Raw genomic sequence first — 24,165 nt, forward strand, 5'->3', positions numbered from 1 at the left:
AGATGAGAAAACCAACATTATTAACCCAGATTTTGCTAGCCTTTGTGTTAGCAATTATAGTTGGTTCTATTTTTGGCTCATCAGCTGAAGTGGTTAGTCCGCTAGGGACGTTTTTCTTACGTCTTATTCAATTTGTAATCGCTCCTTTAATATTGGCTACTCTCGTTACGGGAATTGCGAGCTTAGGTAGTGGTCAAAAATTAGCGCGTCTTAGTGCAAAAACAGTTGGGTTCTTTCTAACCACAACACTAATAGCCGTCTCACTAGGTCTTGCTATTGGATTTTTATTTTCGCCTGGTGAGGGGTTAACTATAGAACCACCAGCAACAGGGTCGGTTGCGGTAAATGAAACAGAAGGTGTTGTCACCACTTTACTGAATATCATTCCAACGAATCCGTTTGCAGCCCTCGCCGAACAGAATATATTACAGATTATCTTCTTTGCTACTGCACTAGGAATAGGAATTACGGTAGTGGGAGAGAAAGCCATTCCCGTTAGACGATTTTTTGAAGGCTTTGCCGATGTGTTATTACGAATCACAGGCGTAATTATGAAGCTTGCTCCAATTGGAGTATTCGGAATTATGGCGCCGATCGTTGGGAACTATGGGTTGGCTGTATTATTACCGCTTGGGAAGGTGATTCTCGCTGTAGCGATTGCATGTATTCTTCATGTGATTATTGTTTATGGCTTAGCGGTAAAGACGTTAGGTAAAGTTAGTCCGCTTCATTTCTTTAAAGGTATGGCCCCTGCTGCTCTTGTTGGCTTCACAACATCAAGTAGTGCTGCAACGCTTCCAGTCACATTGAAGAATGCTCAAGAGAGAGTAGGAGTTTCAAAAGAAACAAGTAGTTTTGTTCTCCCGTTAGGAGCAACGATTAATATGGACGGGGGAGCAATTTATCAAGGGATTGCCGTTTTATTTATTGCACAATTTTATGGTATCGAATTAACGATGCTTCAAATCCTCACTGTCATGTTAACTGCGACACTAGCTTCTATAGGTGCTGCTGGGGTTCCTGGTGCTGGATTGATTATGCTTGCCATGGTTCTAAATTCTGCAGGCTTACCAATTGAAGGAATTGCTTTAGTTGCAGCCATTGATCGTATCCTCGATATGTTCAGAACAGGAACGAATATCTTAGGTGATGCTGCAGCAGCTGTAGTGATTGATCGCTCGGAGCAGAAGACTCAACCAAAGGAAAAAAGGGAATTAGCTTCATAAAAAAACGAAGCCTTTGATAAGGCTTCGTTTCTTTATTGTTAGAAGGATTAATTAACTGTTTTTTGCTCTAATGTTAGATATTTAAGCCACTTATTTGTTTGATGAAATAATGTGTCTTCAAAGTGATGACTGGAAAAGGTGTGATCAGCATCTTTAATGATGTAACGCTCTGCTCTATTTGTGGCATGGAAATATTCATCCGCATTTGTGTAGGGCACGTCTTGGTCTTGGTCCCCGTGGATAATGAGTAAAGGCCCACTATATAATGAGACGGTTTTTAGTGGACTATAAAGTTTGAGGTCCTCAAAGAAATTGTGGCTGATTTCAAAACCATTAAAGTCATATTTTCCTTCTTTCTTAGCTAGAACGACCGCTTCTTCTGATGTAATGGAAACAATATCTTTATAAGGTCTCGCAACAGGTGCCCATAATACGATTTTATTTATGTTTGTTAAGGTGGGAGCGACAATGGCTGTGACTGCTCCCCCTAAACTGTGACCTACAAGGGTAATATTACGATTGTCGATCTCATCAAAATGTGAAATATAGGAAATGACAGCCTTGAGCTCAGTTACTTTTTTACTGAAACTCAGCTCTTTGTAGAGTCCATCACTTTCCCCGCAACCACTAAAATCAAAACGGAGACAAACATATCCCAATGAAGAGAAGAAGTTTGCTGCTTTCACAAACATACGGTGTTCTCCTATTTTATTACCAACAAACCCATGAACAAATATCATAACTGGTGCCTTATCTTCTGCGTTTATAGGAAAGTGGATTGCTGCTGATAATTCATAAGATTCTACAGGGATTTGAATTAATTTGGCTGCCGTCATGATCAAACTCCTTTATGAAATACTCTTTTAATAAGTATAAAGAATATAATAATAGATTACAATCATTATTCTTACTAAACAACTTCGTTTTATCGGTATTCGATTTGTCCGAAAGTATATTTGTACTGATTAAATGATTACATGACCGGACTTACTAGTTGAAGCATCACTTCTCATTCTTCCTTTTTATCGATACAAATGTATAAAAAAGAAAAGATTGGTAAAAATGGTGGGTAGCAAACTTAGGGATTCTTTGTTGATGAAAGCTTCCTTAAGAGTACTATGAAAATGATGAGATGGAGGTCGGATGGGATGCGGAAAGTCTTATCTACACTATTAAGTTTAGTCCTAATAAGTAGCGTGTTGGCACCAATGACACATGCGGCAGAGAAACAAGCGAATTTAGCAGAAAATGCATCTTCTGCTATTGTTATTGAGCGTGATACGGGGGAAGTGTTATTTGAAAAAAATAGCCATGATCAATTACCACCAGCTAGTATGACGAAAATTATGACAATGTTATTGATTATGGAAGCGATTGATGAAGGTTCTCTTTCTTATGATGATAAAATCCGTACTAGTGAAAACGCTGCCTCGATGGGTGGTTCGCAAGTGTTCTTAGAGCCGGGTGAAGAAATGACGGTAACCGATATGCTAAAAGCGATTGCGGTAGCATCAGGTAATGATGCCTCTGTTGCGATGGCTGAACATTTAGGTGGAACAGAAGAAGAATTTGTTTCAATGATGAACGGAAAGGCTAAAGAACTCGGCTTAGAAAATACTAATTTTATGAATTCAAATGGTCTTCCTGCAGAGAATCATTATACGACAGCGTATGATTTGTCGATGATCTCAAAAGAATTATTGAAATATGAAGATATCACTAAATTTACTGGGATCTATGAAGATTATTTACGAGAAGATACGGATAATAAATTCTGGCTTGTGAACACAAATAAATTAGTGAAGTTTTATCCAGGTGTGGATGGGTTAAAAACAGGATTTACAAGAGAGGCGATGTACTGTTTAACGGCTACTGCACAAAAAAATGATATGCGTGTCATAACAGTCATCATGGGTGCGCCAACTCCTAAAGAAAGAAATGCACAAATTACTGAGATGCTTGATTATTCATTTAGTCAGTTTAAGACTCATAAATTATATGAGCGTGACCATGTGATGGCAGAGGTAAAAGTAAGCAAGGGTGACAAAAATCAAATTCCTGTTCAAACCTCAGAGTCAGTTTCTATTCTAACGAAAAAAGGAGTTAATATTGATGATGTTACCGAACGAATGGAAATAGATGAACAGCTTAGAGCTCCAATTGTGAAGGGTGACCAAGTAGGAACGTTATACATTGAAAAAGAGGGAGAAATTTTAAGCGAGACTCCTCTTGTAGCAGGTGATGATGTATTTGATGCGTCATGGTGGAAATTATTTAAGAATGTTTTATCGAAATATAGTGGGAAGTAAGGCGAATTTAGGCTAGTTTTTGCGAAAGTGAACTAGTTTTGTCACTAAGCAGGTATCAAAGAGCTATAAGGCGAAATTCTCTCTAGCAAAACAGACAGGTTATCCTGTATGTAAGACATAGAGGGAGTGATATCGATGAGTTTAGTGATGGATTTAGAGCGGAAGGGTAGTGTGTTGCTCGTCCGACTTGAAGGAGAGCTTGATCACCACACTGCAGAAAAGTTACGAAAGCAAGTAGAGGGTCACCTTACCGATGCTAACGTCAAACATATTGTACTGAATCTTAAGCAACTATCTTTTATGGATAGTTCGGGACTCGGTGTCATACTTGGACGTTATAAACAAGTTAAGGCAAATGGAGGAGAGATGGTCGTTTGTGCGATCTCACCGGCAGTAAAACGCTTGTTTGAAATGTCAGGATTGTTCAAAATTATTCGCTTAGAGGAAAGTGAACAATTTGCATTAAAGACATTGGGGGTGGCCTAAATTATGCGTAATAAAATGGATTTAACCTTTTCAGCTTTAAGTGAGAATGAATCGTTTGCCAGAGTCACAGTTGGCGCTTTTATTGCTCAATTAGATCCAACGATGGATGAGATGACAGAAATTAAAACAGTTGTCTCAGAAGCCGTCACGAATTCCATCATTCATGGCTATCACAATGAGCCTGATGGGATGGTTTATATTCATGTCACGCTTGATCAGGGAACCATTGAACTAACCGTTCGAGACGAAGGTATGGGTATTGAAGATATTGATGAAGCAAGACAACCTCTCTATACGACGAAGCCTGAATTAGAACGTTCTGGCATGGGCTTTACGATTATGGAGAATTTTATGGATGAAATCAAAGTCATCTCTGAGCCGATGATTGGGACAACTGTTTATTTGAAAAAGCACTTAACTAATAGCAAAGCGATTTGCAATTAAGGAGTTTTGCCTATGGATGTAGAGGTGAAACAAACAAAGAAGAAGAAGGAAGCTCACTTTACTGACAAAGAGGTCAAGGAGCTCATTGCCCGAAGTCAGGAAGGTGATCAGGAAGCACGAGATCTGATCGTCAATCGAAACACAAGGCTTGTTTGGTCGGTTGTACAGCGCTTTATGAACCGTGGTTATGAAGCTGATGATCTTTTTCAAATTGGCTGCATTGGGTTAATTAAATCAGTCGATAAGTTTGATTTATCGTATGACGTTAAATTCTCAACGTATGCTGTTCCGATGATCATTGGGGAGATTCAACGATTCCTACGTGATGACGGTACAGTTAAGGTGAGTCGATCAATAAAAGAGCTTGGTAATAAGATTCGGAAAATGAAAGATGAGTTAACGAAATCTTTGGGACGTGTTCCAACGGTTAACGAAATCGCTGAACAACTTGAAATCACTCCAGAAGAAGTAGTATTTGCTGGTGAAGCAAGCAGGCAATTAACGTCTATCCATGAGACTGTGTACGAAAACGACGGTGATCCTATTACATTATTAGATCAAATCGCCGATCAATCAGAGACGAAATGGTTTGATAAAATTGCCTTGAAAGAAGCAATTCGAGATTTAGATGAACGCGAGAGGCTCATTGTTTTCCTTCGTTATTATAAAGATCAAACCCAGTCAGAAGTGGCGACCCGTTTAGGGATCTCACAAGTTCAAGTGTCTCGTCTTGAGAAGAAAATTCTTGAACAAATGAAAGAAGTAATGGGTGAACAAACTTAAAAAAAGCAGCCAATTGGCTGCTTTTTTGTATTGGTGGCATAACGCAAGCTTCCTGAAAAGGGAGGCTTTTTATATGGAGGGAAACATCTGCATGTTTTTGAAAGGTTCTCCTCATACTAAGGGATGACGATAATGACAATTGGTGGTGAGGGAATGATTGGAAATGATGTGTATATAAGGATGAGGCAACGAGTTGTTGCGGGTGAAGACCAACAATTAACTGTAGGCGATGTTGCTCAGTTGATTGCTGATGAAACGCTCTTAAACCAACTAAAAAACATCCCTATTCATCACATTTCAAAACAAGACCATAACCGAGTTGTGATCGATGTGATGCAAGTCATCCGGATGATTTCCTCTCATATTCCTGCATTAACCTATCAGACGATTGGTGCTGCCCAGGCTGTTGTGGAGGTTGAGGTTAAAAAAAAGAAGATCACCCTTATCTACATTTTGCTCATTTGGTTTTTGTTATTTGTGGGGGCTGCTTTAGCGATTATGAACTTTCATGAAGATGTCAGTATGAGAGAAGTTCATGGGCAAATTTTTAGGTTGATTACCGGCAATGAACTAGCAAGACCTTTGCTTCTTCAAATTCCATATTCAATCGGGCTAGGGCTTGGGATGATGCTATTTTTTAATCATTTCTTTAAGAAGCGTTTAAATGAAGAACCAAGTCCATTAGAAGTTGAAATGTTTAATTATCAACAAAACTTAGATCAATTTGTGATTATGCATGAATTAATGGAAAGTGGTAAGAAGGAAAATGGTCATTGAAGCCATTTTAATCATCTTTATTGGGCTTGGTGGTGGTCTGGCAGTTGGAAGTGGTTTTGTCGCATTTTTAACTGTGCTAGGAATTGCACCTCGAATGACTCAGTTAACAAAAACGGAAAAATCGATTCGGGTGTATGAGGGAGCCATTATCATAGGAGCTCAAGTTGGGACATGGGCAAGTTTTTATTCTATTTCTCTTCACTTACCAAGTCTTTTATTAATTCCAATTGGTCTTGCTAGTGGAATGTTTGTTGGAATGCTTGCTGCTGCTTTAACAGAAGTCTTAAATGTGTTCCCGTTGCTAGCAAAAAGAGTGGGGGTAACGGATAAAATCATTTTGTTGATGATGGCAATCGTTTTAGGGAAAATGATTGGCTCCCTTATTCAATGGATCTACTTATAAGGAGGTCGTAAAATGTTATCTGATGAACAGAAACGCTATCAGGCCAATATTGAGTTATATCATTCAAAAAGACCTGTTATTTCAAATAGTATTAAAGCTTTTGTCATTGGTGGTGGAATTTGTGCATTTGGTCAATTTTTAAGTAATTTTTATATGACCTTTTTCCCGCTCTCGCAAAAAGAGGCAATGAGCCCCACGCTTGCCACTTTGATTTTACTTGCAGCCTTGCTTACGGGCTTTGGTGTGTACGATAAAATAAGTCAATTTGCTGGAGCGGGTTCTCTTGTTCCTGTGACTGGGTTCTCAAATGCGATGACAAGCTCGGCGCTTGAACATAAAAGTGAAGGGCTAGTATTTGGGATAGGAGCAAATATGTTTAAGTTAACAGGTGCCGTCATTGCCTTTGGGGTGCTATCTGCATATGCAGTCGGTTTAACTCGTTTGCTTGTTCAAATGCTTATACGGTAAAGGAGTTCATTGTAATGAGACTAGGAAAACAAACATGGGAATTTAAACAACCCGTTTATATCCAATCAACAGGAACCGCTGTTGGTCCTCTAGAAGGGGAAGGCCCTCTTGGCACGAGTTTTGATAAAATTTTTGACAATCTCTACTGTGATCAAGAGAATTGGGAGCTAGCGGAACGAGCTTTAATGGAAGAGGCTGTGCGCCTCTGTTTAGAGAAGGTTAATCGCAAGCCTAGTGATGTCGATATCATGCTAGCTGGAGATCTATTAAACCAGATCGTCACTTCTAATTATGCAGCTAGACAATTAGGAATTCCTTTTCTAGGGATGTTTTCTGCTTGTGCAACAGTGATGCAATCAGTTGCAGTTGCAGCCATGTTCATTAATGGTCATTATGTGGAAAATGCACTCGTTGCCGTAAGTAGTCACCATTCAACAGCTGAACGTCAATTTCGCTACCCTACAGAATTTGGAGGGCAGAAGCCAGAAACAGCAACTTATACAGTGACTGGTTCAGGTGCCGTGCTACTTAGTAATCAACCTAATGCAGTACGAGTTACACATGCCACACTTGGACAAGTGGTAGATATGGGGGTTGCTAACCCACTTGATATGGGCTCTGCAATGGCTCCAGCTGCGGCGAAAACAATGTTAACTCATTTTAAAGAAACACAAAGAGAACCTTCATATTATGATTTAATCGTAACCGGAGACTTATCACGTGTAGGAAGTTCAATTTTGCGCAAGCTAGTAGAAGATGAGGGGATAAAGTTAAGAAACAACTATGAAGATTGCGGAGTAATGATTTATCACCAGGAGCAACCGGTTTTTGCAGGAGGCAGTGGCGCAGGATGTCCTGCGGTTGTCACATTTGGTTATTTGATGAAGGAAATGGAGCGGGGAATCATCAAACGATTACTAGTTGTGGCAACAGGTGCTCTATTAAGTCCATTAATGATGCAACAAAAGGAAACGATTCCGTGTATTGCGCATGCTGTTTCATTTGAGTTAGAGGAGAGGGGCTAATGGAATATATAAGTGCGTTTGTCGTAGGAGGGTTGATATGCATCTTAGGTCAATTGCTTCTAGATATAGGAAAGCTCTCGCCTACTCATACGTTGAGTACATTGGTCGTTCTTGGAGCGTTGCTAGATGGATTTCATTTATATGATCGCTTGATTGATTTCGCAGGTGCAGGAGCTACAGTTCCAATTACCAGCTTTGGGCATTCTTTAGTCCATGGAGCCATGGCTGAGGGGGAACGTTTTGGATTTCTCGGTGTGGGGATGGGGATGTTTGAAGTGACTTCTGTAGGGATTTCTTCAACGATTTTATTTAGTTTCTTAGTCGCATTAATTTTCAAACCAAGGGGGTGAAGGTGTGAATGAATCAAGAAAAGTTATATTAATTACGGATGGGGATGAGCATGCGAAACAAGCGGTGGAAATGGTAGCGAGTGAGATTGGTGGAAGGTGTATTAGTCATTCTTGGGGTAACCCTACACCGGTTTCAGGGGAAGAACTTGTTGATATGATATTAAGCACACCTTCAGACCCTGTTCTTGTCATGTTTGATGATTGTGGTTATCGCTATGAAGGTCCTGGAGAACAAGCTATGAGAGTTGTAGCGACGCATCCACAAATAGTGGTTCTTGGTGCGATTGCGGTAGCGTCTGCTACTCATTCGTGTGAATGGACCAAGGTTGATATTAGTATTACGCGCTATGGTGAATTAACGGAGTATGGTGTTGATAAAGACGGTGTCTCTGATATGGAGATTGGCAGGATCAACGGGGATACGGTGTATATACTCGATCAACTAGACATTCCTTTTATTGTAGGGATTGGTGATATCGGTAAAATGGCCGGTCAAGATACATTGAAGCGAGGTTGTCCTGTCACAAAGCAAGCAGTAAATCTCATCTTAGAGAGGAGTGGTTATCGTGAGTCAAGCTAGTGAAAAGCATGAGGAACATTTCACCCGAGATTTTACCAAGAACGAGACGCGATTAGCAGAAAGGCTTGGGTTAGGAGAGTCTTTTGATGTAGGTGTCCGTACGTTATCCATATTAGATCGAAAAACGAGTATTTATTTTGTTAATGGACTTATTGATAGCTTATATGTAATTGAATTAATGAAAGAGTTGATGGACCTAGATGTTCGTCATCGTAAAACACATAATATTAAAGAAGCTTTTAAAAACCATTTAACGCATGTGCAAGTTGAAGAAACGAATTCAATGGATAATGCAATCACCCAAATGCTCTCGGGACTTATCTTTATTGTAGTTGAAGGTGAAGAAGAAGCCTTTGTCATAGATGTTCGCCAATATCCAGGCAGAGGACCAGAAGAGCCTGATACAGAGCGGGTCGTTCGTGGTGCGCGAGATGGATACACTGAAAATATCATAATTAATACAGCTCTGACACGACGGAGAATTAGGGATGAACGTCTTCGTAACGAAATCCTGCAAGTAGGAGTTCGTTCAAAGACAGATATTTGTATTTCTTACATTGATGGAATCGCTGATCCAACTCTAGTGGATATAATTAAGAAAGAATTAGATGCGATCGAAGTTGACGGTCTTACGATGGCTGATAAAATTGTTGAAGAGTATATTGTAAAGCAAGGGGCTAATCCATTTCCGCTTGTACGCTACACAGAAAGACCAGATGTAGCAGCGACACATTTACTTGAGGGACATATTGTCATTATTGTGGACACGTCTCCAAGTGTCATTATTGCACCGACTACCTTATTCCATCATGTTCAGCATGCTGAGGAATATCGTCAATCTCCAGCAGTTGGTACCTTTTTACGTTGGACACGCTTCATAGGGATTTTCTTTTCGTTATTCATCTTGCCTTTTTGGCTCTTACTAGTCGTGCAGCCAAGTCTCCTTCCAGCAGGTCTTGATTTTATTGGTCCAGAAGAGACAAACAATATTCCAATCGTTGTGCAAATTTTATTTGCAGAAATGGGAATCGAATTATTACGGATGGCGGCGATCCATACTCCATCCCCACTTGCTACTGCACTTGGTTTAGTTGCCGCACTTTTAATTGGAGAAATCGCTATTCAAGTAGGCTATTTCACACCAGAAGTAATTTTGTATGTGGCACTTGGAGCAATTGGGATGTTTGCAACACCAAGTTATGAACTAGGGATAGCCTTACGGATAACCCGTATCGCTTTAATTATTCTAGTAGCATGGTTGAAAGTTCCAGGGTTAGTAATAGGAACAACATTATTTGTTCTTTTATTAGCAGGATTAAAAACATTCAACAAGCCTTATATGTGGCCATTCTTGCCGTTTGACCCACCGGCTGTTTGGCAGATTTTAATTCGAGCAACCGTTCCATCCGTTCGTTGGCGCCCAAGTATTGTCAATCCACAAGATCCCATTAAACAAAAGCCTAGTGGAAGATAACAAGAAAAAATTTTCACTGATAAACGAGGATTTAACTCTTCTCTATTTTAAGGGTTGATGACTCCTGAAGAGTGTGCTACAGTAATTACAATAATTTAATGAACCTCATGAAAATGGGGTAGAGGCGCAAAACGAAAGAGTATATTTGGGGAGCTTATGGCAGCTTTGAACCAAATGGAAAGGTCAATTTGCCGAAGTACTTATTGGTTGCCAGAAAAATAAGTGCTGGGTCGTTCTTGAATAAAGAACGAACTGTCACTACATTTGTAGTGGAGGACTATTCTAAAAGTGAGGTTACTCTTGCGCATTCTAAGTAGCTAGTGTAACAACATTAGCTGCTTTTTTTGTATAGATGGGAGATAAAAGGAGAGATAGTATCAATGTACATGCATGGTTCTAGTCAGATTAATGAAAAAGGTCATTTAGAAATCGGTGGAGTCGATACAATTGAATTAACTAATAAATATGGCACCCCTTTATTTGTCTATGATGTAGCTCTTATTCGAGAGAGAGCTGAACAATTTCAACAAGCTTTCAAAGATGAAGAGGTTAGCTATCAAGTCGCATATGCCTCAAAAGCATTCAGCTGTATTGCTATGTTTCAATTAGCGCATGAGCTAGGTCTAAGTTTAGATGTTGTCTCTGGCGGAGAATTATATACAGCTATTCAAGCGGGTGTTCCGATGGAGCGTATTCATTTTCATGGGAATAATAAGAGCATCGCTGAACTTGAAATGGCAGTGAAGGCTAATATCGGATGTGTAGTTGTCGATAATTTTTATGAATTAAAGCAGCTTGGACGTATTTGTGCAGAACGTGATGTAAAAATGGATGTGTTGCTTCGCATTACTCCTGGTGTGGAAGCCCATACGCATGATTACATTTCAACCGGACAAGAAGATTCGAAGTTTGGATTTGATTTAGAGAGTGGGCAAGTGGACCAAGCAATTCAACTATCATTGCTTGACCCGCATATAAACTTACTTGGTATTCACAGTCATATTGGCTCTCAAATCTTTGAGACAAGTGGATTTGTAATGGCAGTGGAAAAAATTTTTGAATACATTGAAAAATGGCGAGATTCTTTAGGGTTTATTCCAACTGTGTTAAATCTTGGTGGGGGCTTTGGAATTCGGTACATTGAAGGAGATACACCGCTTCCGGTTGGTGATTATGTAGCGAAGATGGTTCAAGTGATTAAAGAAAAAGCAACACTACACCAAATGGCGATTCCTGAAATTTGGATTGAGCCAGGTCGCTCATTAGTTGGCGATGCAGGAACAACGCTATACTCTATCGGATCGAGAAAAGAAATTCCTAATGTTCGTCATTATTTATCAGTCGATGGGGGCATGAGTGATAACTTACGTCCGGCCCTTTACCAAGCAGAGTATGAAGGGCTGCTTGCAAATCGTGCAACCGAAGAGGCGAAGGAGACTTTCTCAATTGCCGGGAAATGCTGTGAAAGTGGAGATATGCTTATTTGGGATCTCCCTTTACCAAAAGCTGAACATGAGGATGTATTAGCAGTCTTCTGTACAGGAGCATATGGGTATTCAATGGCGAATAATTATAATCGTATTCCTAGACCACCGGTTGTCTTTGTTGAAAAGGGTGAATCTCAATTAGTCATTGAACGTGAATCATACGAAGATCTTGTTCGTCTGGACTTACCATTAAAGCACGTGCTGAAGCAAGTTTAAGTGAAATAGCTGGAACCGGTTTGACGTGGATCCCTTTGTCGAACCGGCTTTTTTTGAAGTCGGTGATAACTATTTCACTTTCGGCTAAGAATCGTGTACAATAAGGTGAATCTTAACATTTGGAGGCTATACATATGAAAAAAGGTAGTATTGCATTTGAAAATGGCGAAAAGCTAGTTATTGAATTTTACCCAGAAGAAGCACCAGGTACGGTTGCAAACTTCGAGAAATTAGCAAACGAAGGCTACTACAACGGCCTTACATTCCATCGTGTTATTCCTGGTTTCGTAGCACAAGGCGGTTGCCCAACTGGAAATGGTACAGGAGGTCCTGGCTACACAATCAAATGTGAAACAGAAGGAAACCCTCATAAGCACGTTCCGGGTGCACTTTCAATGGCGCATGCAGGAAAAGATACAGGTGGAAGCCAATTCTTCATTGTTCACGATTCACAACCTCACCTTGATGGTGTTCACACTGTGTTCGGACAAGTTGTGGAAGGTCTTGATTCAGTAACGCGTATCAAACAAGGCGATGTTATGCAAGAAGTAAAGGTTTGGGAAGAATAATCTCAACGAGTAAAGGGCCATCAATGATGGCTCTTTTTCAATTATGATTAGCACTCTGCTTATCATACAAAAAGCGATAGCACTTGGATGCTATCGCTTTTTATTAATTAATTATAGTCAATTCTTTTGATGTTTTAGTAAGGGTGATATGACCTTCTTTTGTGATTAATACATCATCTTCAATCCTTACACCACCAAGAACCGGATCATAAATACCTGGTTCAATTGTATAAACCATCCCAGCTTGTAAGGTTCCATCATTTAAATGGCTCATAGAAGGGAATTCATGAACATTGATTCCGAGTCCATGTCCTATACGATGTGGGAAACGATCGCCGTAACCAGCCTCTGTAATTACATTGCGTGCTGATTGATCTAAATCTCCAATGCGTGTGCCAGGCTTACTGATTTCAAGGGATGCAAGTTGTGCTTTTAGAACGGTGTTGTACAGTTCTTTTTTCTCATCACTTATTGAACCATAAGCAAATGTACGAGTAATATCTGATGTGTATCCGTCGAGTACGACTCCTAAGTCAAATAAGACAAAATCTCCATCATTCAACTTGCGATTGCCAGGATTCCCATGAGGCGCTCCTGATTTTTCACCAAATAACACCATCGTTGAAAAAGACATTTCACGTATGCCTTTTTTCTTTAATTCATATTCAATTTTAGCTAAAACTTCCATCTCAGTAATACCCTCTTTAAGGGCATTTTTGCCGACCTCAACACCGTAGTCAGCCATTTGGGCTGCGCGCTTCATGATCGCAATTTCAATCTCATCTTTTACAACACGCATCTGATTTAATTGGTGCTCTACTGCAGTGATCGCAGCTGAAGGGAATACGGCTAGTAAATCATTCATTCTTGAAACTGTTAGAACATCCGTTTCAATTGCAACATTCTCTATCAAGCTTATATTACGCTGTTCGATCGATCGACTAAGTAATTCCCAAGGACTTTCATGATCTGCATAACCAATGATTTCATCCGACCAGCCAGCGTCTTTTACTTGAGATGTTTCCATACCCGGTACAATTAAAATTGGTGATTCATTTGGGAAAAGAATTAATCCAACTAATCGTTCATGGGGATCTGTATAAAAATTTGTTAAATAAAATATGTTTTCCTTAGAGGTGATAAAAGCAGCATCTTTTTTCTCGTCTTTTAGCCATTGTGTTAAACGCTCAATACGATGTTTCAAAAGTGTAGCCTCCTTTAGCTATAGAAATAACAGTAAATCAATAAAATTGTTTGAAAGACTATAAGTGTTTTCTTTCAATAGATATTCTCTACAAAGTAATGATAAAGCAAGCAGCCAAAGCTAGCAACAGTCCACTGATAGCTTAATGCATCATTGAGGAGTCTTGAGACAAGTTTTTCTTGAATAGACTACTAGAAGGTAGTGGTGTATGTAAAAAAGGAGGTTGAATAAGCAAATGACTGATCAACAAGTAATAACGGTTACTGGAGAAGGTGTTGTGCAGGTGGTTCCTGATCGTGCGCAACTAATTTTAGGAGTGGTCACTGAGGATACCACCGTTAGTAATGCCCAACAAAAAAATAATGAGCTAATCACAGAAATCATTTTAGCTTTGAATACTTTAGGTATTCCAGAAGATCAAATTAAAACTGTGACCTATCGAATTGAACCTAAATATGATTTTATTGATGGCCAGCAACAGTTTAGGGCATATGAAGTAACCCATATGGTCCAAGTGGTTGTCGAAGATCTGACCCAAACAGGGGCGGTGGTTGACGTAGCTGTTGAAAATGGAGCGAATATGGTTACATCGATTCAGTTTACAGTGGCTGACCCGACTAATTTATATCGTGAAGCCTTACAATTGGCGCTTGAAGATGCTAGGGGGAAGGCTAATGCAATGACAAATACATTAAATGTATCCTTAGTTGAAACGCCTGTAAAAGTAATAGAGCGGTCAGTAGGTGGACCTGTTAGGTTTTATGATGGGGCAATGCTGAGTTCTGCTGCTACTCCGATACAGCCAGGCTCCATTTCCATTCAGGCATCGGTTGAAGTCATTTACAGTTTTCAATAATATGTAAAAAAATGAGCTAGTAGCTGTTATCGTTACTAGCTCTTTAATCAATTTCACTGGTTATAGATTTTTGTCATCCATTCCACAATACTTACATTTTCTTTGAAACGTAGATCTTCTACATTATGATGGCCAATAATGTCTCCATCTTTAATCGCAATCACTTCATCCAAAATCGTTTCAACTTCTTTGATTTCGTGAGTTGTAATGATGATAATTTGATTTTCGAGGTCAACAAAGGAAATAAGCCCTTGAACGATCGAATCGCGAACCATCGGATCAAGTCCCGAGAAAGGTTCATCCATTAAGATTACAGGTACTTCACGAGCTAATGTCAGAACAATTTTTAAGCGACCGCGATTTCCCTTCGATAAATGCTTCAATTTTACATGTCGGTCTAGTTTCATGAATAAACGAATTTCCTCTGCTTTTTCCATATTGAAATCAGAAAACTGAGAGGCATAGTAGTCAATCGTTTGCCCCACATTGTAAAAACCATAATATTCATCAAGCTCTGATAAATATGTTACATCAGTTGCAATCCGACGATTGACGCTTTTCTCATTCACTGTAATCGTTCCTTTTGAGGGTTGGGTCAGTCCAGCAATTAATTTAAGAGTGGTTGATTTTCCGCTCCCATTTTCGCCAACTAATCCAATAATTTTCCCTTTAGATAACTCTAGATTGATATTTCTTAAGGCAGTCTTTGTTAAATACTTTTTTGACACATCACGGAATGTAATCATTGGTTTTTCTCCTCTCCTTCGGTTTTTAAGAAGGCTACTAATCCAGCTTCAATTTCTACATCTGAGTATCCCATTTGATGCATACCTGATACAAACCGGGAAATTTCATCGTTCTTTAGGGATTCTCGCATTCTTATCAACACTTCTTCGTTTTCTGTTACAAAAGTGCCTTGACCTCGCTTTGTTTCCACAATATTCATCCCCTCTAATTCTCTATATGTGCGTTGAACTGTGTTTGGATTGACGTTTGATTGAATCCCCATTTCACGAACAGATGGAAGCTTATCTCCAGGAGCTAGTTCTCGCCGTAAAATTTGACGCTGTATTCGTTCAGCTAGTTGACTGTAGATTGGTTTTGAAGAATGGAACGTATCAGTCATAACTTACACCTCAATTTTTCTATCTAATATCCAGCAAGTGATAACGAACAATGCTAGTGCAAAGATGGTTTCGTATAATAAGGTACCGAAATAAAATGAAATATTCCCAGTTTCTGTTGCTATTTCTGTTCCGCCAGTTAAACTCGTTTCAAAATCGATGCTCTGTATCATATGGCCGAGTTTAATTTCTCCCCATTCTGTTAATCGTGCAAATACGTTCGTTAAACTGAACCAACCTACGAAAAGGAACATGGCGATCACACTAACTGCCGTTAATGCGAAACTAAAAAAGCCATTCATTAGTTTTGATAGCAATAAGAAAATCATCCAAAATAACATCACCCAAACAACAGCAGATAAAGAAAATAAGTAAAGGGCTAAGCCGCCATACAATCCAACCTCCATGAGCTGAAAGGTTGAAATGTACTCAGTCACACCGCCCCACATCTCAGATTGTGTGATAGAAAATAACCCAATACTTCCCACAATGATTGTGGTGATCAGCATAGATATAAGTCCAGCTACTAACTTAGCTGATAATAATCCATAAGCAGGAAGAGGGCTATGGAGCCAAAGATGAAGTTTTTTATGCTCAGCTTGTAAGCTGAAGAACATATAATAGGCTAGATAAAATGCTTGTAGTCCAATCGCTAATACGACAACGCCAACTAGTGCTTCCCACATAAAGCCGTTGCGATTACCGAAATACCCTGCGATTGCACAAATGACTAAAAAACCAATGATAGGTACTAGGAATGTAGGAATCCCTAAACGAATTTCCTTTTTTAATAAATTTACCCATACAGACATGAACATCACTCCATTATTTTATTTTGTCTTAGTGTATTAGTTAAATGGTACACTAATACAAAAGTACAGTCAATAGGTTTTAAATTTTTCTGAGCCCAATATATAATACTGGTTGTTTCAGTTGCTGAAATAAGTAACAATAAAGAATAGAGCAAGTGGGGAGGAAATGCAGATGTTGAAAAGATACGAAGGAAAAGGTTTTTGGAAACGTCCTACAACATACAAGCCAGGTGAGCAGTTAACAGAAAAGCAGATAAGTGAAATTGAAGAGTTTTTAGATGTAGAACTTCCACAACCATATATTTCATTAATGAAAGAACAGAACGGTGGAGAGCTTTATTATCGATATGTTTTATTCAATGATGGGGAGGCAGCCTTGATTCCTTATTTTCAAGAGCTTGACCTAGAAACAGGAGTGGGGCTATCATCCATCTTCTCTGAACAATTTGGTTTACCAAGTCGACAAATACTATTAACGGGTGACATGCACACGTGGATTACATTAGATTATCGTTTTAGCAATACGCCTAGAGTATGTTATTTTACAGAATTAGAGAATGGGAGATGGGTAGAGGAAGTTATTGCTGAAACATTTGAAGACTTTCTTTGGAAGTTGTTTTCAAAAGAGTAATTGTAAATGAAGCAGTGTTGCCTCAATGAAATAAGAAAGATCATGGAACCTAGCTCTAGATTGGATGAGCTAGGTTTAGTGTGCGGAAGGTAACTGATTGGTTCTGTGAAGAAGGTTTTTTAACTCTTGTTCGCTTTTTCGCGATACAAGAATGTATAACGTATCTTCAATTTCTATTTTTGTCTCACCTGTTGGGGTTATTAATTCACCATCTCTGATGATGACATTAATTAATACATCTTTAGGGAAAGAGATATCTTTTAATTGCTGACCAACGATCGCAGTCTCTTCATTTACTTCATATTCGATAATTTCAGCATTCGCTTTACCTATTGAGATGAGTTCAAGTGTATGCATAGGGGTTACTTTTTTAGGTCCAGTCAGTGAAAGAATCTTCGCGAAAAAGTGAATGGACGATCCTTGTATCAAAGTTGATGTTAAAACGATAAAAAAGATCAAATTAAAAAACAATTGACTATTTTCTAGCCCGGCTATTAATGGAAAGGTGGCCAGCACGATTGGAACCGCCCCGCGTAAACCTGCCCAAGATAGGAATACTCTTTCTCTCCAATCGAATTTCATCCCCCAGGTTGTTAGAAACACAGCGATTGGTCTTGCAATGAAGATTAAGATGGTTGAAATCAATAGTCCAATGACAATGATTTTACCGTCCAGTAATTGACTTGGATACACAAGTAAGCCTAAAATCACAAACATAGAAATTTGCATAATCCATGCAAACCCCTCATTAAATCTGAAAATAGAATGTTTATAGGTTAAATCATGGTTTCCGATCACAAGAGCACATATATACACAGCAAGCAGGCCACTTGCTCCTATTAATGCGGTCAAACTATAGGTTAATAAGGCAAAAGCGACGGTGAAAACAGGATACAAACCACTTGAATCGAGATTAATACGGTTAATAGCGATGGATGCTAATTTTCCTAGTGTAAGGCCTATTATAAGGCCAGCCCCCATTTGCCAAACAAAGCTGAGTAACATTAACAAGACATGAGTTGATTCTGTGATAATGAGTTGAATGAAGGATAACGTTAAAAAGACGGCCATCGGATCATTTGCTCCAGATTCTGCTTCAAGCGTAGCACCTAGTCGCTCACGGATATTATGGCCTTTTAAAACGGCAAATACTGCAGCGGCATCAGTAGAGCCAACAATTGCTCCAAATAACATGCCTTCTAACCAACTAACCCCGAGGATGAATTTAGCAAATACCGCTATTATACAAGAAGTAAGACAGACACCAAGCGTAGCTAGAGAGATGGAGGGGAGTAACACGGGTTTTACAGTTTGCCATTTCGTTTGGAGCCCACCTTCAAACAAAATAATAACCAATGCGAAGATCCCAAGTAATTGGGCAATTTTTGTATTTTCAAAATGGATAAATCCAATTCCATCACTTCCAACTGCCATTCCAAGAAGAATGAAGAGAACAAGAGCGGGTACACCGAAACGCGAGGAGAATTTAGCGGCTAATACACCTGTTATAAGAAGTAAGGCGGCCAAGAGTATAAAGTAATCATTTGAGGAGATCGTTTCAAACAAAGCAAATTCCCCCCCTTTAGTAGACTTGTACCTTAATCCGGTGGAGTTCGATTATATAAAGTATATGTAGACATTTGCCTATATGTTCATCTTTTACACTCTTTAAAGGAGGGGGAATTCTTCTTGAATTCAAGATGTTATAGTTGACGATTTGTAAGAAAACAAGATACAATGACGGTAGTTTAAAAATTGAATGATGTTTCTTCGGGGCGTGGTGAAATTCCCGACCGGCGGTGATGAAGTATAGCTTCTTAGTCCGTGACCCGTTTTCGCCTTTAGAGGTGATGTTGATTGTGACATCTTAGAAAACGGTGGACCTGGTGCAAATCCGGGACCGACAGTGAAAGTCTGGATGGGAGAAGGAACGAGAGCATGATGAATAGGAGAAGTGTATCCTTTTCTATTAGAATTATAGGATGTAAGCACTTTCAGACATGCCTTATTGAAGTCTATCTTTTTAATAGGATAGCATCTACAATAGGATCAGTCTGCCTTCCTTCCATTCGTTACATAATGGTTCGTTCATGCTACTCTTCTATGTAAACACTCCCCCGAATGACTAGTCGTTCGGGGATTTTTGTTTTCCGAATAGGAACGTTGTATGAGAGGGATGGCACCATGAATGATCAAGATTATATGAAACTAGCCTTGCAATTAGCAAGCCATACAAAAGGTCAAACATCTCCAAATCCAATGGTAGGTTCCGTCGTAGTAAAAGACGGGTCCATTGTCGGTATGGGGGCACATCTGAGGGCCGGAGAAGGACATGCTGAAGTAGAGGCGTTAAAAATGGCGGGTGAACAGGCAAAAGGAGCAACTATATATGTCACCCTTGAACCTTGTAGTCATTTTGGAAAGACACCACCATGTGCCAACCTCATTATTGAAAGAGAATTAGCAAGAGTAGTCGTTGCCACTGTTGATCCAAATCCCGAAGTGGCAGGTCGTGGAATTAAACGGCTGCGTGATGCCGGGCTTAAAGTGGATGTTGGAATATGTGAGCAAGAGGCGATTGAATTAAACCGCATGTTCTTTCATTTTATTCAAACAAAGCGTCCCTTTGTCACAATGAAAACAGCTACAACTTTAGATGGGAAGACTGCAACTGTTACAGGAGAAAGCAAATGGATTACAGAAGAAGCTGCACGTGAAGATGTTCATCGTGATCGGCATGTCCATGATGCAATATTAGTTGGAATTGGGACTGTGCTAGCTGATGACCCTGCCTTAACGACAAGGTTGCCACTTGGTGGGCGTAATCCAATTCGAATTGTATTAGATCGACATTTGCGCCTGCCTCTTACTGCACAAATGGTAACAGATAAAGCGGCCCCGACTTGGGTGTTTACAACGTTAGAATCCTCTAATGAAAAGCAAAAAGAGCTAGAGCAGGTAGGAATAACTGTGATTCGGCTGCAAGCGTATAGCATTGAATCTATCTTAATAGAATTAGGTCAAAGACGGGTCATGTCTTTATATGTAGAAGGTGGACAAGAAGTAAATGGAAGCTTTCTTAAAGAAGGTGCTGTGAACCAGGTGATTACCTATATAGCTCCTAAAATGGTGGGCGGAAAACTCGCAGCAACGGCTGTTGGTGGAGAAGGAATAGAGGACATGAGCGAAGCGGTTCAATTTGATATAGTAGATGTTTCTCGTGTAGGGCGAGACCTGAAAATAACATCTATAGTAAAGGAGGGGTAACATGTTTACTGGAATCATTGAAGAAATAGGTACAATTGAAGAATTAAGACAAAGTGGAGAAGCGATTGTCATGAAAATCACTGCAGCAAAAGTGCTGAATGATGTTCATCTTGGCGATAGTATCGCAGTAAACGGTGTATGCTTAACTGTAACCTCCTTTACTCCAAGATCCTTCACAGTTGATTTAATGCCAGAAACAGTCCGTGCAACAAGTTTAAATGGGTTAGGAAGAGGAGCAAGAGTGAACCTTGAGCGAGCAATGAGTGCCGGTGGTCGTTTTGGTGGTCACTTTGTCTCCGGGCATGTCGATGGTGTAGGAAAGATCCTTTCAAAAGAACCACAGCATAATGCTGTTTATTACACCATCGGAGTCAATCCCGCCCTAAGAAACTATCTAATCCATAAAGGGTCAGTAGCTGTTGATGGGACAAGTCTTACGATCTTTGGAGTGGATGAGGATTCGTTTACGATCTCCATTATTCCCCATACGATTGAAGAAACCATTATCGGCTCAAAAGGTGTAGGGGATATTGTAAATATTGAATGTGATATGATCGGAAAATATATAGAGCAATTTATTACGAGACGTACACAAACTAAATCAACATCAACAAAATCTTCTTTAAATGAACAATTTTTATCAGATCATGGATTTAACTAGGGAATAGGATAAGGACGGTGAGGGTAATGTCAGAAAAACTGTTTGACCCAATTGAAGAAGCAATTTATGAACTTATGCAAGGAAATGTTGTCATCGTCTGTGATGATGAAGATCGTGAGAATGAAGGGGATTTTGTTGCGATCGCTGAGAAAACTACTCCGGAAGTCATTAATTTTATGGTCACTCATGGTCGTGGTCTTGTATGTACACCGATCACAGAAGAACGCGCTAAAGAATTAGACTTAGTACCGATGGTTGATCACAACACTGATCCACACGGAACAGCATTTACAGTAAGTATTGACCATCACACCTCAACGACAGGTATTTCTGCTCATGAACGTGCGGATACGGTACAGGCATTAGTAGCTGATGAAACGAAAAAACATCATTTTAAACGCCCAGGCCATATCTTCCCGCTTGTTGCAAAAAGTGGTGGAGTGTTGCGCCGTGCTGGCCATACAGAAGCTGCAGTTGACCTTGCTAGATTATCTGGAGCGAAGCCTGCTGGTGTCATTTGTGAAATCATGAATGAAGACGGCTCGATGGCACGTGTTCCTGAGCTTCGTAAAATTGCTGACGAGCATGACCTTAAAATGATTACCATCAAGGATCTGATCCAATATCGCCATCGTAAAGATAAATTAGTGAAACAGGAAGTGGAAATTAAACTACCTACTGTGTTCGGTGATTTTCGTGCAATTGGCTATACAGATGTTCTTGAAGGTAAAGAGAGTGTTGCCTTAGTTAAAGGGAAAATCAGAGAAGATGAGCCAACGCTTGTGCGTGTACATTCCGAATGTTTAACAGGAGATGTATTTGGTTCTAATCGCTGTGACTGTGGTCCTCAATTACATGCTGCTCTTGCTCAAATTGAGCAAGCAGGGTCAGGGATTCTCTTGTACATGCGCCAAGAAGGGCGTGGAATTGGATTAATGAATAAACTAAAAGCATACAAGCTTCAAGAAGAAGGGTATGATACGGTTGAGGCGAACGAGAAGCTTGGGTTTGGACCAGACCTTCGTGATTATGGGATTGGGGCACAAATCTTACGAGATCTTGGCGTCACTCAAATGAAGCTTTTAACGAATAACCCTCGTAAAATTACGGGTCTTAAAGGGTATGGCTTAGAAGTTGTCGATCGTGTGGCTATTCAAATGCCTCATAATATTGATAATGAACGTTATCTACGCACGAAAAATGAAAAGCTTGGTCATATGTTACATTTTTAAGAACATGAAGGCTTGTGAGAAGAGTCACCACTAAAGGTGCCCCTTCTTCATAAATACAATATGAAGTTACATATATTCTAGGAGGAATTTATCATGGGTAAAGTATACGAGGGTAGTCTAGTAGCATCAGGATTAAAAGTAGGGATCGTTGTAGGTCGCTTTAATGAATTCATTACAAGTAAATTATTAGGTGGAGCAGAAGATGCCTTAAAGCGTCATGGTGTAGCTGAAGCGGATATAGATGTTGCTTGGGTCCCAGGTGCATTTGAAATCCCATTTGCAGCTAAGAAAATGATTGAAAGTGGTAAGTATGATGCCGTTATTACACTAGGAACCGTAATCCGCGGAGCAACTCCTCACTTTGATTATGTGTGTGGAGAAGTAGCAAAAGGTGTGGCTTCACTATCATTATCTTCAGGAAAGCCAGTCATCTTCGGAGTACTAACAACAGATACGATTGAGCAAGCGGTAGAGCGTGCTGGAACTAAAGCTGGTAATAAAGGCTGGGATGCAGCAACTGCAGCAATTGAGATGGCTAATTTAGGACGTTCGTTTGAATAAGTAAATCAAGCAGCATGACGCTATGCGTTATGCTGTTTCTTTACGTAAAGATGAACAGATTTATTAATTTGTGATGAAATACACACGCAAAATATGTATGAATATGATAAAATGATTTCTGTGAAAGCGGATACGTTGATTTTAGCTTGATAGGAAGAGGAGAAATGATGCTCATACCATACAAACCATCTCAAAAAAAGATAGCGATGGGGCTTCTATCGTATATGCCTAAAGAAAAAGATGTGAAAAAATTAATTAAGACGATCGAACTTTATGAAACAAAGCAGAATTGGAAACTATTTTTCTGGCGAGAAGAAGAAGATTTAGTCGGTATTCTTGGAATTGAAGTAGATGAGGATGAGACAACTCTGCACCATTTAAGTGTAAATCCTTCATACAGAGAAGAAGGGTTAGGTACGAAAATGATTTTTGCCTTAGAGGATCGTTTAGAGATAAGCTTAGTCCCGTCAAAAGAAACAAAAGACTTTCTCGCTGGCTGCAAGGAAAAAAATGAATAGGTAGATAAAAAGTAGGAAGCTAAATGGGAGCGTCCTACTTTTTTTGTTTTTTAAGTAATTTTCGTTGTCTTTCTTCAATGACATCTGTTCGGTCACGTAATGTGTGCTTATGAATAAGTCGATCTAGTTCAAGGGAGCTTTTCTTTCCCCATATTAATTGACGCTCACTAGAAAGCTTCTCGCACTCTAGTAACAATTGGTCATCAATAATTGGTATCGTAAAATCGATAAACACTGCATCTGTTTGGTTCAAGCGATCGAGAATCATTTTTTTTAGTAGGACAACATCAATTCCAAGCAGTTCAAACTCTTTTTGCTCTAGCTCAATAATTCGAAGCGAGCTCCGAAACATCCGTTTAGCGCCTATTATGTTTTTTCTTCGTTCATGATAAAGGGCAACAGCTAGCTGAATCAAACCTACCCAATGTAGCTTTCTTTTCCCAGGTGGGTCTTGCTTCCAATGTTCTTCTAAAATCTCATGACATTCAAAATAATCACGAGTTGCGTGAAATTCAATTAAATAATCAAGGTATGCAGATGAATACATCGTAAAAACTCCTTTAGCTGAACAATTCAGCACCAATTGTTGAGGTGACCTTTATTTTAACAATAATCGTTATCCAATGTAAGGGAAACGGGTGGTTGGAAAGGTCAAATTCTTTTTATATTACTGACTATAACCCCAGTTGCTTTGCCTGTTAC

General features: G+C 39.5%; 28 protein-coding genes and 2 riboswitches. Of the genes, 21 read left to right on the forward strand and 7 right to left on the reverse strand.

What is annotated here, in order from left to right; translation table 11 throughout:
* The first annotated feature begins 2 nt into the window (after nt 1–2).
* On the forward strand, nt 3–1,226 hold the full coding sequence (locus RYX56_RS03020; RefSeq protein WP_317120654.1) for a dicarboxylate/amino acid:cation symporter: 1,224 nt from the start codon (nt 3–5) through the stop codon (nt 1,224–1,226).
* 47 nt (nt 1,227–1,273) lie between these two features.
* On the opposite strand, the gene RYX56_RS03025 is transcribed toward RYX56_RS03020, so the two are convergent.
* Nucleotides 1,274–2,062: an alpha/beta hydrolase gene (locus RYX56_RS03025; RefSeq protein ID WP_317120655.1), complete on the reverse strand. Its 789-nt coding sequence runs from the start codon at nt 2,060–2,062 to the stop codon at nt 1,274–1,276.
* 312 nt (nt 2,063–2,374) lie between these two features.
* Here RYX56_RS03025 and RYX56_RS03030 point away from each other — a divergent pair, with 312 nt between their 5' ends.
* From RYX56_RS03030 to RYX56_RS03090, 13 genes are all read left to right on the forward strand, one after another.
* On the forward strand, nt 2,375–3,535 hold the full coding sequence (locus tag RYX56_RS03030) for a D-alanyl-D-alanine carboxypeptidase family protein (protein ID WP_317120656.1): 1,161 nt from the start codon (nt 2,375–2,377) through the stop codon (nt 3,533–3,535).
* Between the two features lie 135 nt (nt 3,536–3,670).
* On the forward strand, nt 3,671–4,021 hold the full coding sequence (gene spoIIAA / locus RYX56_RS03035; RefSeq protein ID WP_317120657.1) for an anti-sigma F factor antagonist: 351 nt from the start codon (nt 3,671–3,673) through the stop codon (nt 4,019–4,021).
* A gap of 3 nt (nt 4,022–4,024) precedes the next feature.
* Nucleotides 4,025–4,465 (forward strand): anti-sigma F factor, encoded by a 441-nt coding sequence (gene spoIIAB / locus RYX56_RS03040; RefSeq protein WP_317120658.1) that lies wholly within the window; start codon nt 4,025–4,027, stop codon nt 4,463–4,465.
* A 12-nt stretch (nt 4,466–4,477) separates the two neighbouring features.
* Nucleotides 4,478–5,248: an RNA polymerase sporulation sigma factor SigF gene (gene sigF, locus RYX56_RS03045; RefSeq protein ID WP_317120659.1), complete on the forward strand. Its 771-nt coding sequence runs from the start codon at nt 4,478–4,480 to the stop codon at nt 5,246–5,248.
* Nucleotides 5,249–5,380: 132 nt separating this feature from the next.
* Nucleotides 5,381–6,025, forward strand: coding sequence for a stage V sporulation protein AA (locus RYX56_RS03050; RefSeq protein ID WP_439108450.1), 645 nt, complete (start codon nt 5,381–5,383; stop codon nt 6,023–6,025).
* On the forward strand, nt 6,015–6,428 hold the full coding sequence (locus RYX56_RS03055; RefSeq protein ID WP_317120660.1) for a stage V sporulation protein AB: 414 nt from the start codon (nt 6,015–6,017) through the stop codon (nt 6,426–6,428). Before RYX56_RS03050 ends, RYX56_RS03055 begins: the two co-directional genes overlap by 11 nt.
* A gap of 12 nt (nt 6,429–6,440) precedes the next feature.
* Nucleotides 6,441–6,896, forward strand: coding sequence for a stage V sporulation protein AC (spoVAC, locus tag RYX56_RS03060; RefSeq protein WP_317120661.1), 456 nt, complete (start codon nt 6,441–6,443; stop codon nt 6,894–6,896).
* Nucleotides 6,897–6,910: 14 nt separating this feature from the next.
* The gene (gene spoVAD / locus RYX56_RS03065) at nt 6,911–7,921 is read left to right on the forward strand and encodes a stage V sporulation protein AD (protein WP_317120662.1); all 1,011 of its coding nucleotides are present in this window, start codon (nt 6,911–6,913) and stop codon (nt 7,919–7,921) included.
* Nucleotides 7,921–8,271, forward strand: a complete 351-nt coding sequence (gene spoVAE, locus RYX56_RS03070; protein WP_317120663.1) for a stage V sporulation protein AE — start codon at nt 7,921–7,923, stop codon at nt 8,269–8,271. Before spoVAD ends, spoVAE begins: the two co-directional genes overlap by 1 nt.
* Before the next feature lie 4 nt (nt 8,272–8,275).
* Nucleotides 8,276–8,851 (forward strand): stage V sporulation protein SpoVABEA, encoded by a 576-nt coding sequence (gene spoVAEA, locus RYX56_RS03075; protein ID WP_317120664.1) that lies wholly within the window; start codon nt 8,276–8,278, stop codon nt 8,849–8,851.
* Entirely contained in the window at nt 8,838–10,325 is a 1,488-nt protein-coding gene (locus RYX56_RS03080) for a spore germination protein (protein WP_317120665.1), read from the forward strand. The genes spoVAEA and RYX56_RS03080 overlap by 14 nt, the downstream gene beginning before the upstream one ends.
* Before the next feature lie 111 nt (nt 10,326–10,436).
* A riboswitch (Lysine riboswitch) is annotated at nt 10,437–10,613 on the forward strand.
* Nucleotides 10,614–10,705: 92 nt separating this feature from the next.
* Nucleotides 10,706–12,028, forward strand: a complete 1,323-nt coding sequence (lysA, locus tag RYX56_RS03085) for a diaminopimelate decarboxylase (RefSeq protein WP_317120666.1) — start codon at nt 10,706–10,708, stop codon at nt 12,026–12,028.
* A 134-nt stretch (nt 12,029–12,162) separates the two neighbouring features.
* Complete coding sequence (locus RYX56_RS03090) at nt 12,163–12,597, forward strand: peptidylprolyl isomerase (RefSeq protein ID WP_317120667.1); 435 nt, start codon at nt 12,163–12,165, stop codon at nt 12,595–12,597.
* A 103-nt stretch (nt 12,598–12,700) separates the two neighbouring features.
* Here the strand turns inward: RYX56_RS03090 and RYX56_RS03095 are convergent, their stop codons facing one another.
* Entirely contained in the window at nt 12,701–13,801 is a 1,101-nt protein-coding gene (locus tag RYX56_RS03095) for a M24 family metallopeptidase (protein ID WP_317120668.1), read from the reverse strand.
* A gap of 235 nt (nt 13,802–14,036) precedes the next feature.
* On the opposite strand from RYX56_RS03095, the gene RYX56_RS03100 reads away from it, so the two are divergent.
* Entirely contained in the window at nt 14,037–14,657 is a 621-nt protein-coding gene (locus RYX56_RS03100) for an SIMPL domain-containing protein (RefSeq protein WP_317120669.1), read from the forward strand.
* A gap of 53 nt (nt 14,658–14,710) precedes the next feature.
* On the opposite strand, the gene RYX56_RS03105 is transcribed toward RYX56_RS03100, so the two are convergent.
* Genes RYX56_RS03105 through RYX56_RS03115 form a run of 3 tightly spaced genes read right to left on the reverse strand, consistent with a single transcriptional unit; the run spans nt 14,711 to nt 16,593 of the window.
* Entirely contained in the window at nt 14,711–15,403 is a 693-nt protein-coding gene (locus RYX56_RS03105; protein ID WP_317120670.1) for an ATP-binding cassette domain-containing protein, read from the reverse strand.
* Nucleotides 15,400–15,783: a GntR family transcriptional regulator gene (locus tag RYX56_RS03110; protein WP_317120671.1), complete on the reverse strand. Its 384-nt coding sequence runs from the start codon at nt 15,781–15,783 to the stop codon at nt 15,400–15,402. Before RYX56_RS03110 ends, RYX56_RS03105 begins: the two co-directional genes overlap by 4 nt.
* A 3-nt stretch (nt 15,784–15,786) precedes the next feature.
* Nucleotides 15,787–16,593, reverse strand: a complete 807-nt coding sequence (locus tag RYX56_RS03115) for a hypothetical protein (protein WP_317120672.1) — start codon at nt 16,591–16,593, stop codon at nt 15,787–15,789.
* A 172-nt stretch (nt 16,594–16,765) separates the two neighbouring features.
* On the opposite strand from RYX56_RS03115, the gene RYX56_RS03120 reads away from it, so the two are divergent.
* The gene (locus RYX56_RS03120; RefSeq protein WP_317120673.1) at nt 16,766–17,224 is read left to right on the forward strand and encodes an SMI1/KNR4 family protein; all 459 of its coding nucleotides are present in this window, start codon (nt 16,766–16,768) and stop codon (nt 17,222–17,224) included.
* Between the two features lie 75 nt (nt 17,225–17,299).
* Here RYX56_RS03120 and RYX56_RS03125 read toward each other — a convergent pair whose 3' ends face one another.
* A complete protein-coding gene (locus tag RYX56_RS03125) occupies nt 17,300–18,790 on the reverse strand; it encodes a potassium/proton antiporter (RefSeq protein WP_317120674.1) in 1,491 nt (496 codons plus the stop codon).
* 196 nt (nt 18,791–18,986) lie between these two features.
* Nucleotides 18,987–19,158: riboswitch (FMN riboswitch) on the forward strand.
* 250 nt (nt 19,159–19,408) lie between these two features.
* On the opposite strand from RYX56_RS03125, the gene ribD reads away from it, so the two are divergent.
* From ribD to RYX56_RS03150, 5 genes are all read left to right on the forward strand, one after another.
* Entirely contained in the window at nt 19,409–20,491 is a 1,083-nt protein-coding gene (gene ribD / locus RYX56_RS03130) for a bifunctional diaminohydroxyphosphoribosylaminopyrimidine deaminase/5-amino-6-(5-phosphoribosylamino)uracil reductase RibD (RefSeq protein WP_317120675.1), read from the forward strand.
* A gap of 1 nt (nt 20,492) precedes the next feature.
* The gene (gene ribE, locus RYX56_RS03135; RefSeq protein WP_317120676.1) at nt 20,493–21,152 is read left to right on the forward strand and encodes a riboflavin synthase; all 660 of its coding nucleotides are present in this window, start codon (nt 20,493–20,495) and stop codon (nt 21,150–21,152) included.
* A gap of 26 nt (nt 21,153–21,178) precedes the next feature.
* The gene (locus tag RYX56_RS03140) at nt 21,179–22,384 is read left to right on the forward strand and encodes a bifunctional 3,4-dihydroxy-2-butanone-4-phosphate synthase/GTP cyclohydrolase II (RefSeq protein WP_317120677.1); all 1,206 of its coding nucleotides are present in this window, start codon (nt 21,179–21,181) and stop codon (nt 22,382–22,384) included.
* Nucleotides 22,385–22,477: 93 nt separating this feature from the next.
* The gene (ribH, locus tag RYX56_RS03145; RefSeq protein WP_317120678.1) at nt 22,478–22,945 is read left to right on the forward strand and encodes a 6,7-dimethyl-8-ribityllumazine synthase; all 468 of its coding nucleotides are present in this window, start codon (nt 22,478–22,480) and stop codon (nt 22,943–22,945) included.
* 164 nt (nt 22,946–23,109) lie between these two features.
* On the forward strand, nt 23,110–23,463 hold the full coding sequence (locus RYX56_RS03150; protein WP_317120679.1) for a GNAT family N-acetyltransferase: 354 nt from the start codon (nt 23,110–23,112) through the stop codon (nt 23,461–23,463).
* A 34-nt stretch (nt 23,464–23,497) separates the two neighbouring features.
* On the opposite strand, the gene RYX56_RS03155 is transcribed toward RYX56_RS03150, so the two are convergent.
* The gene (locus RYX56_RS03155; RefSeq protein ID WP_317120680.1) at nt 23,498–24,010 is read right to left on the reverse strand and encodes a DUF309 domain-containing protein; all 513 of its coding nucleotides are present in this window, start codon (nt 24,008–24,010) and stop codon (nt 23,498–23,500) included.
* Nucleotides 24,011–24,165 lie beyond the last annotated feature (155 nt).

The organism is Alkalihalophilus lindianensis, from assembly GCF_032843265.1.
GTDB lineage: Bacteria > Bacillota > Bacilli > Bacillales > Bacillaceae_D > Alkalihalophilus > Alkalihalophilus lindianensis.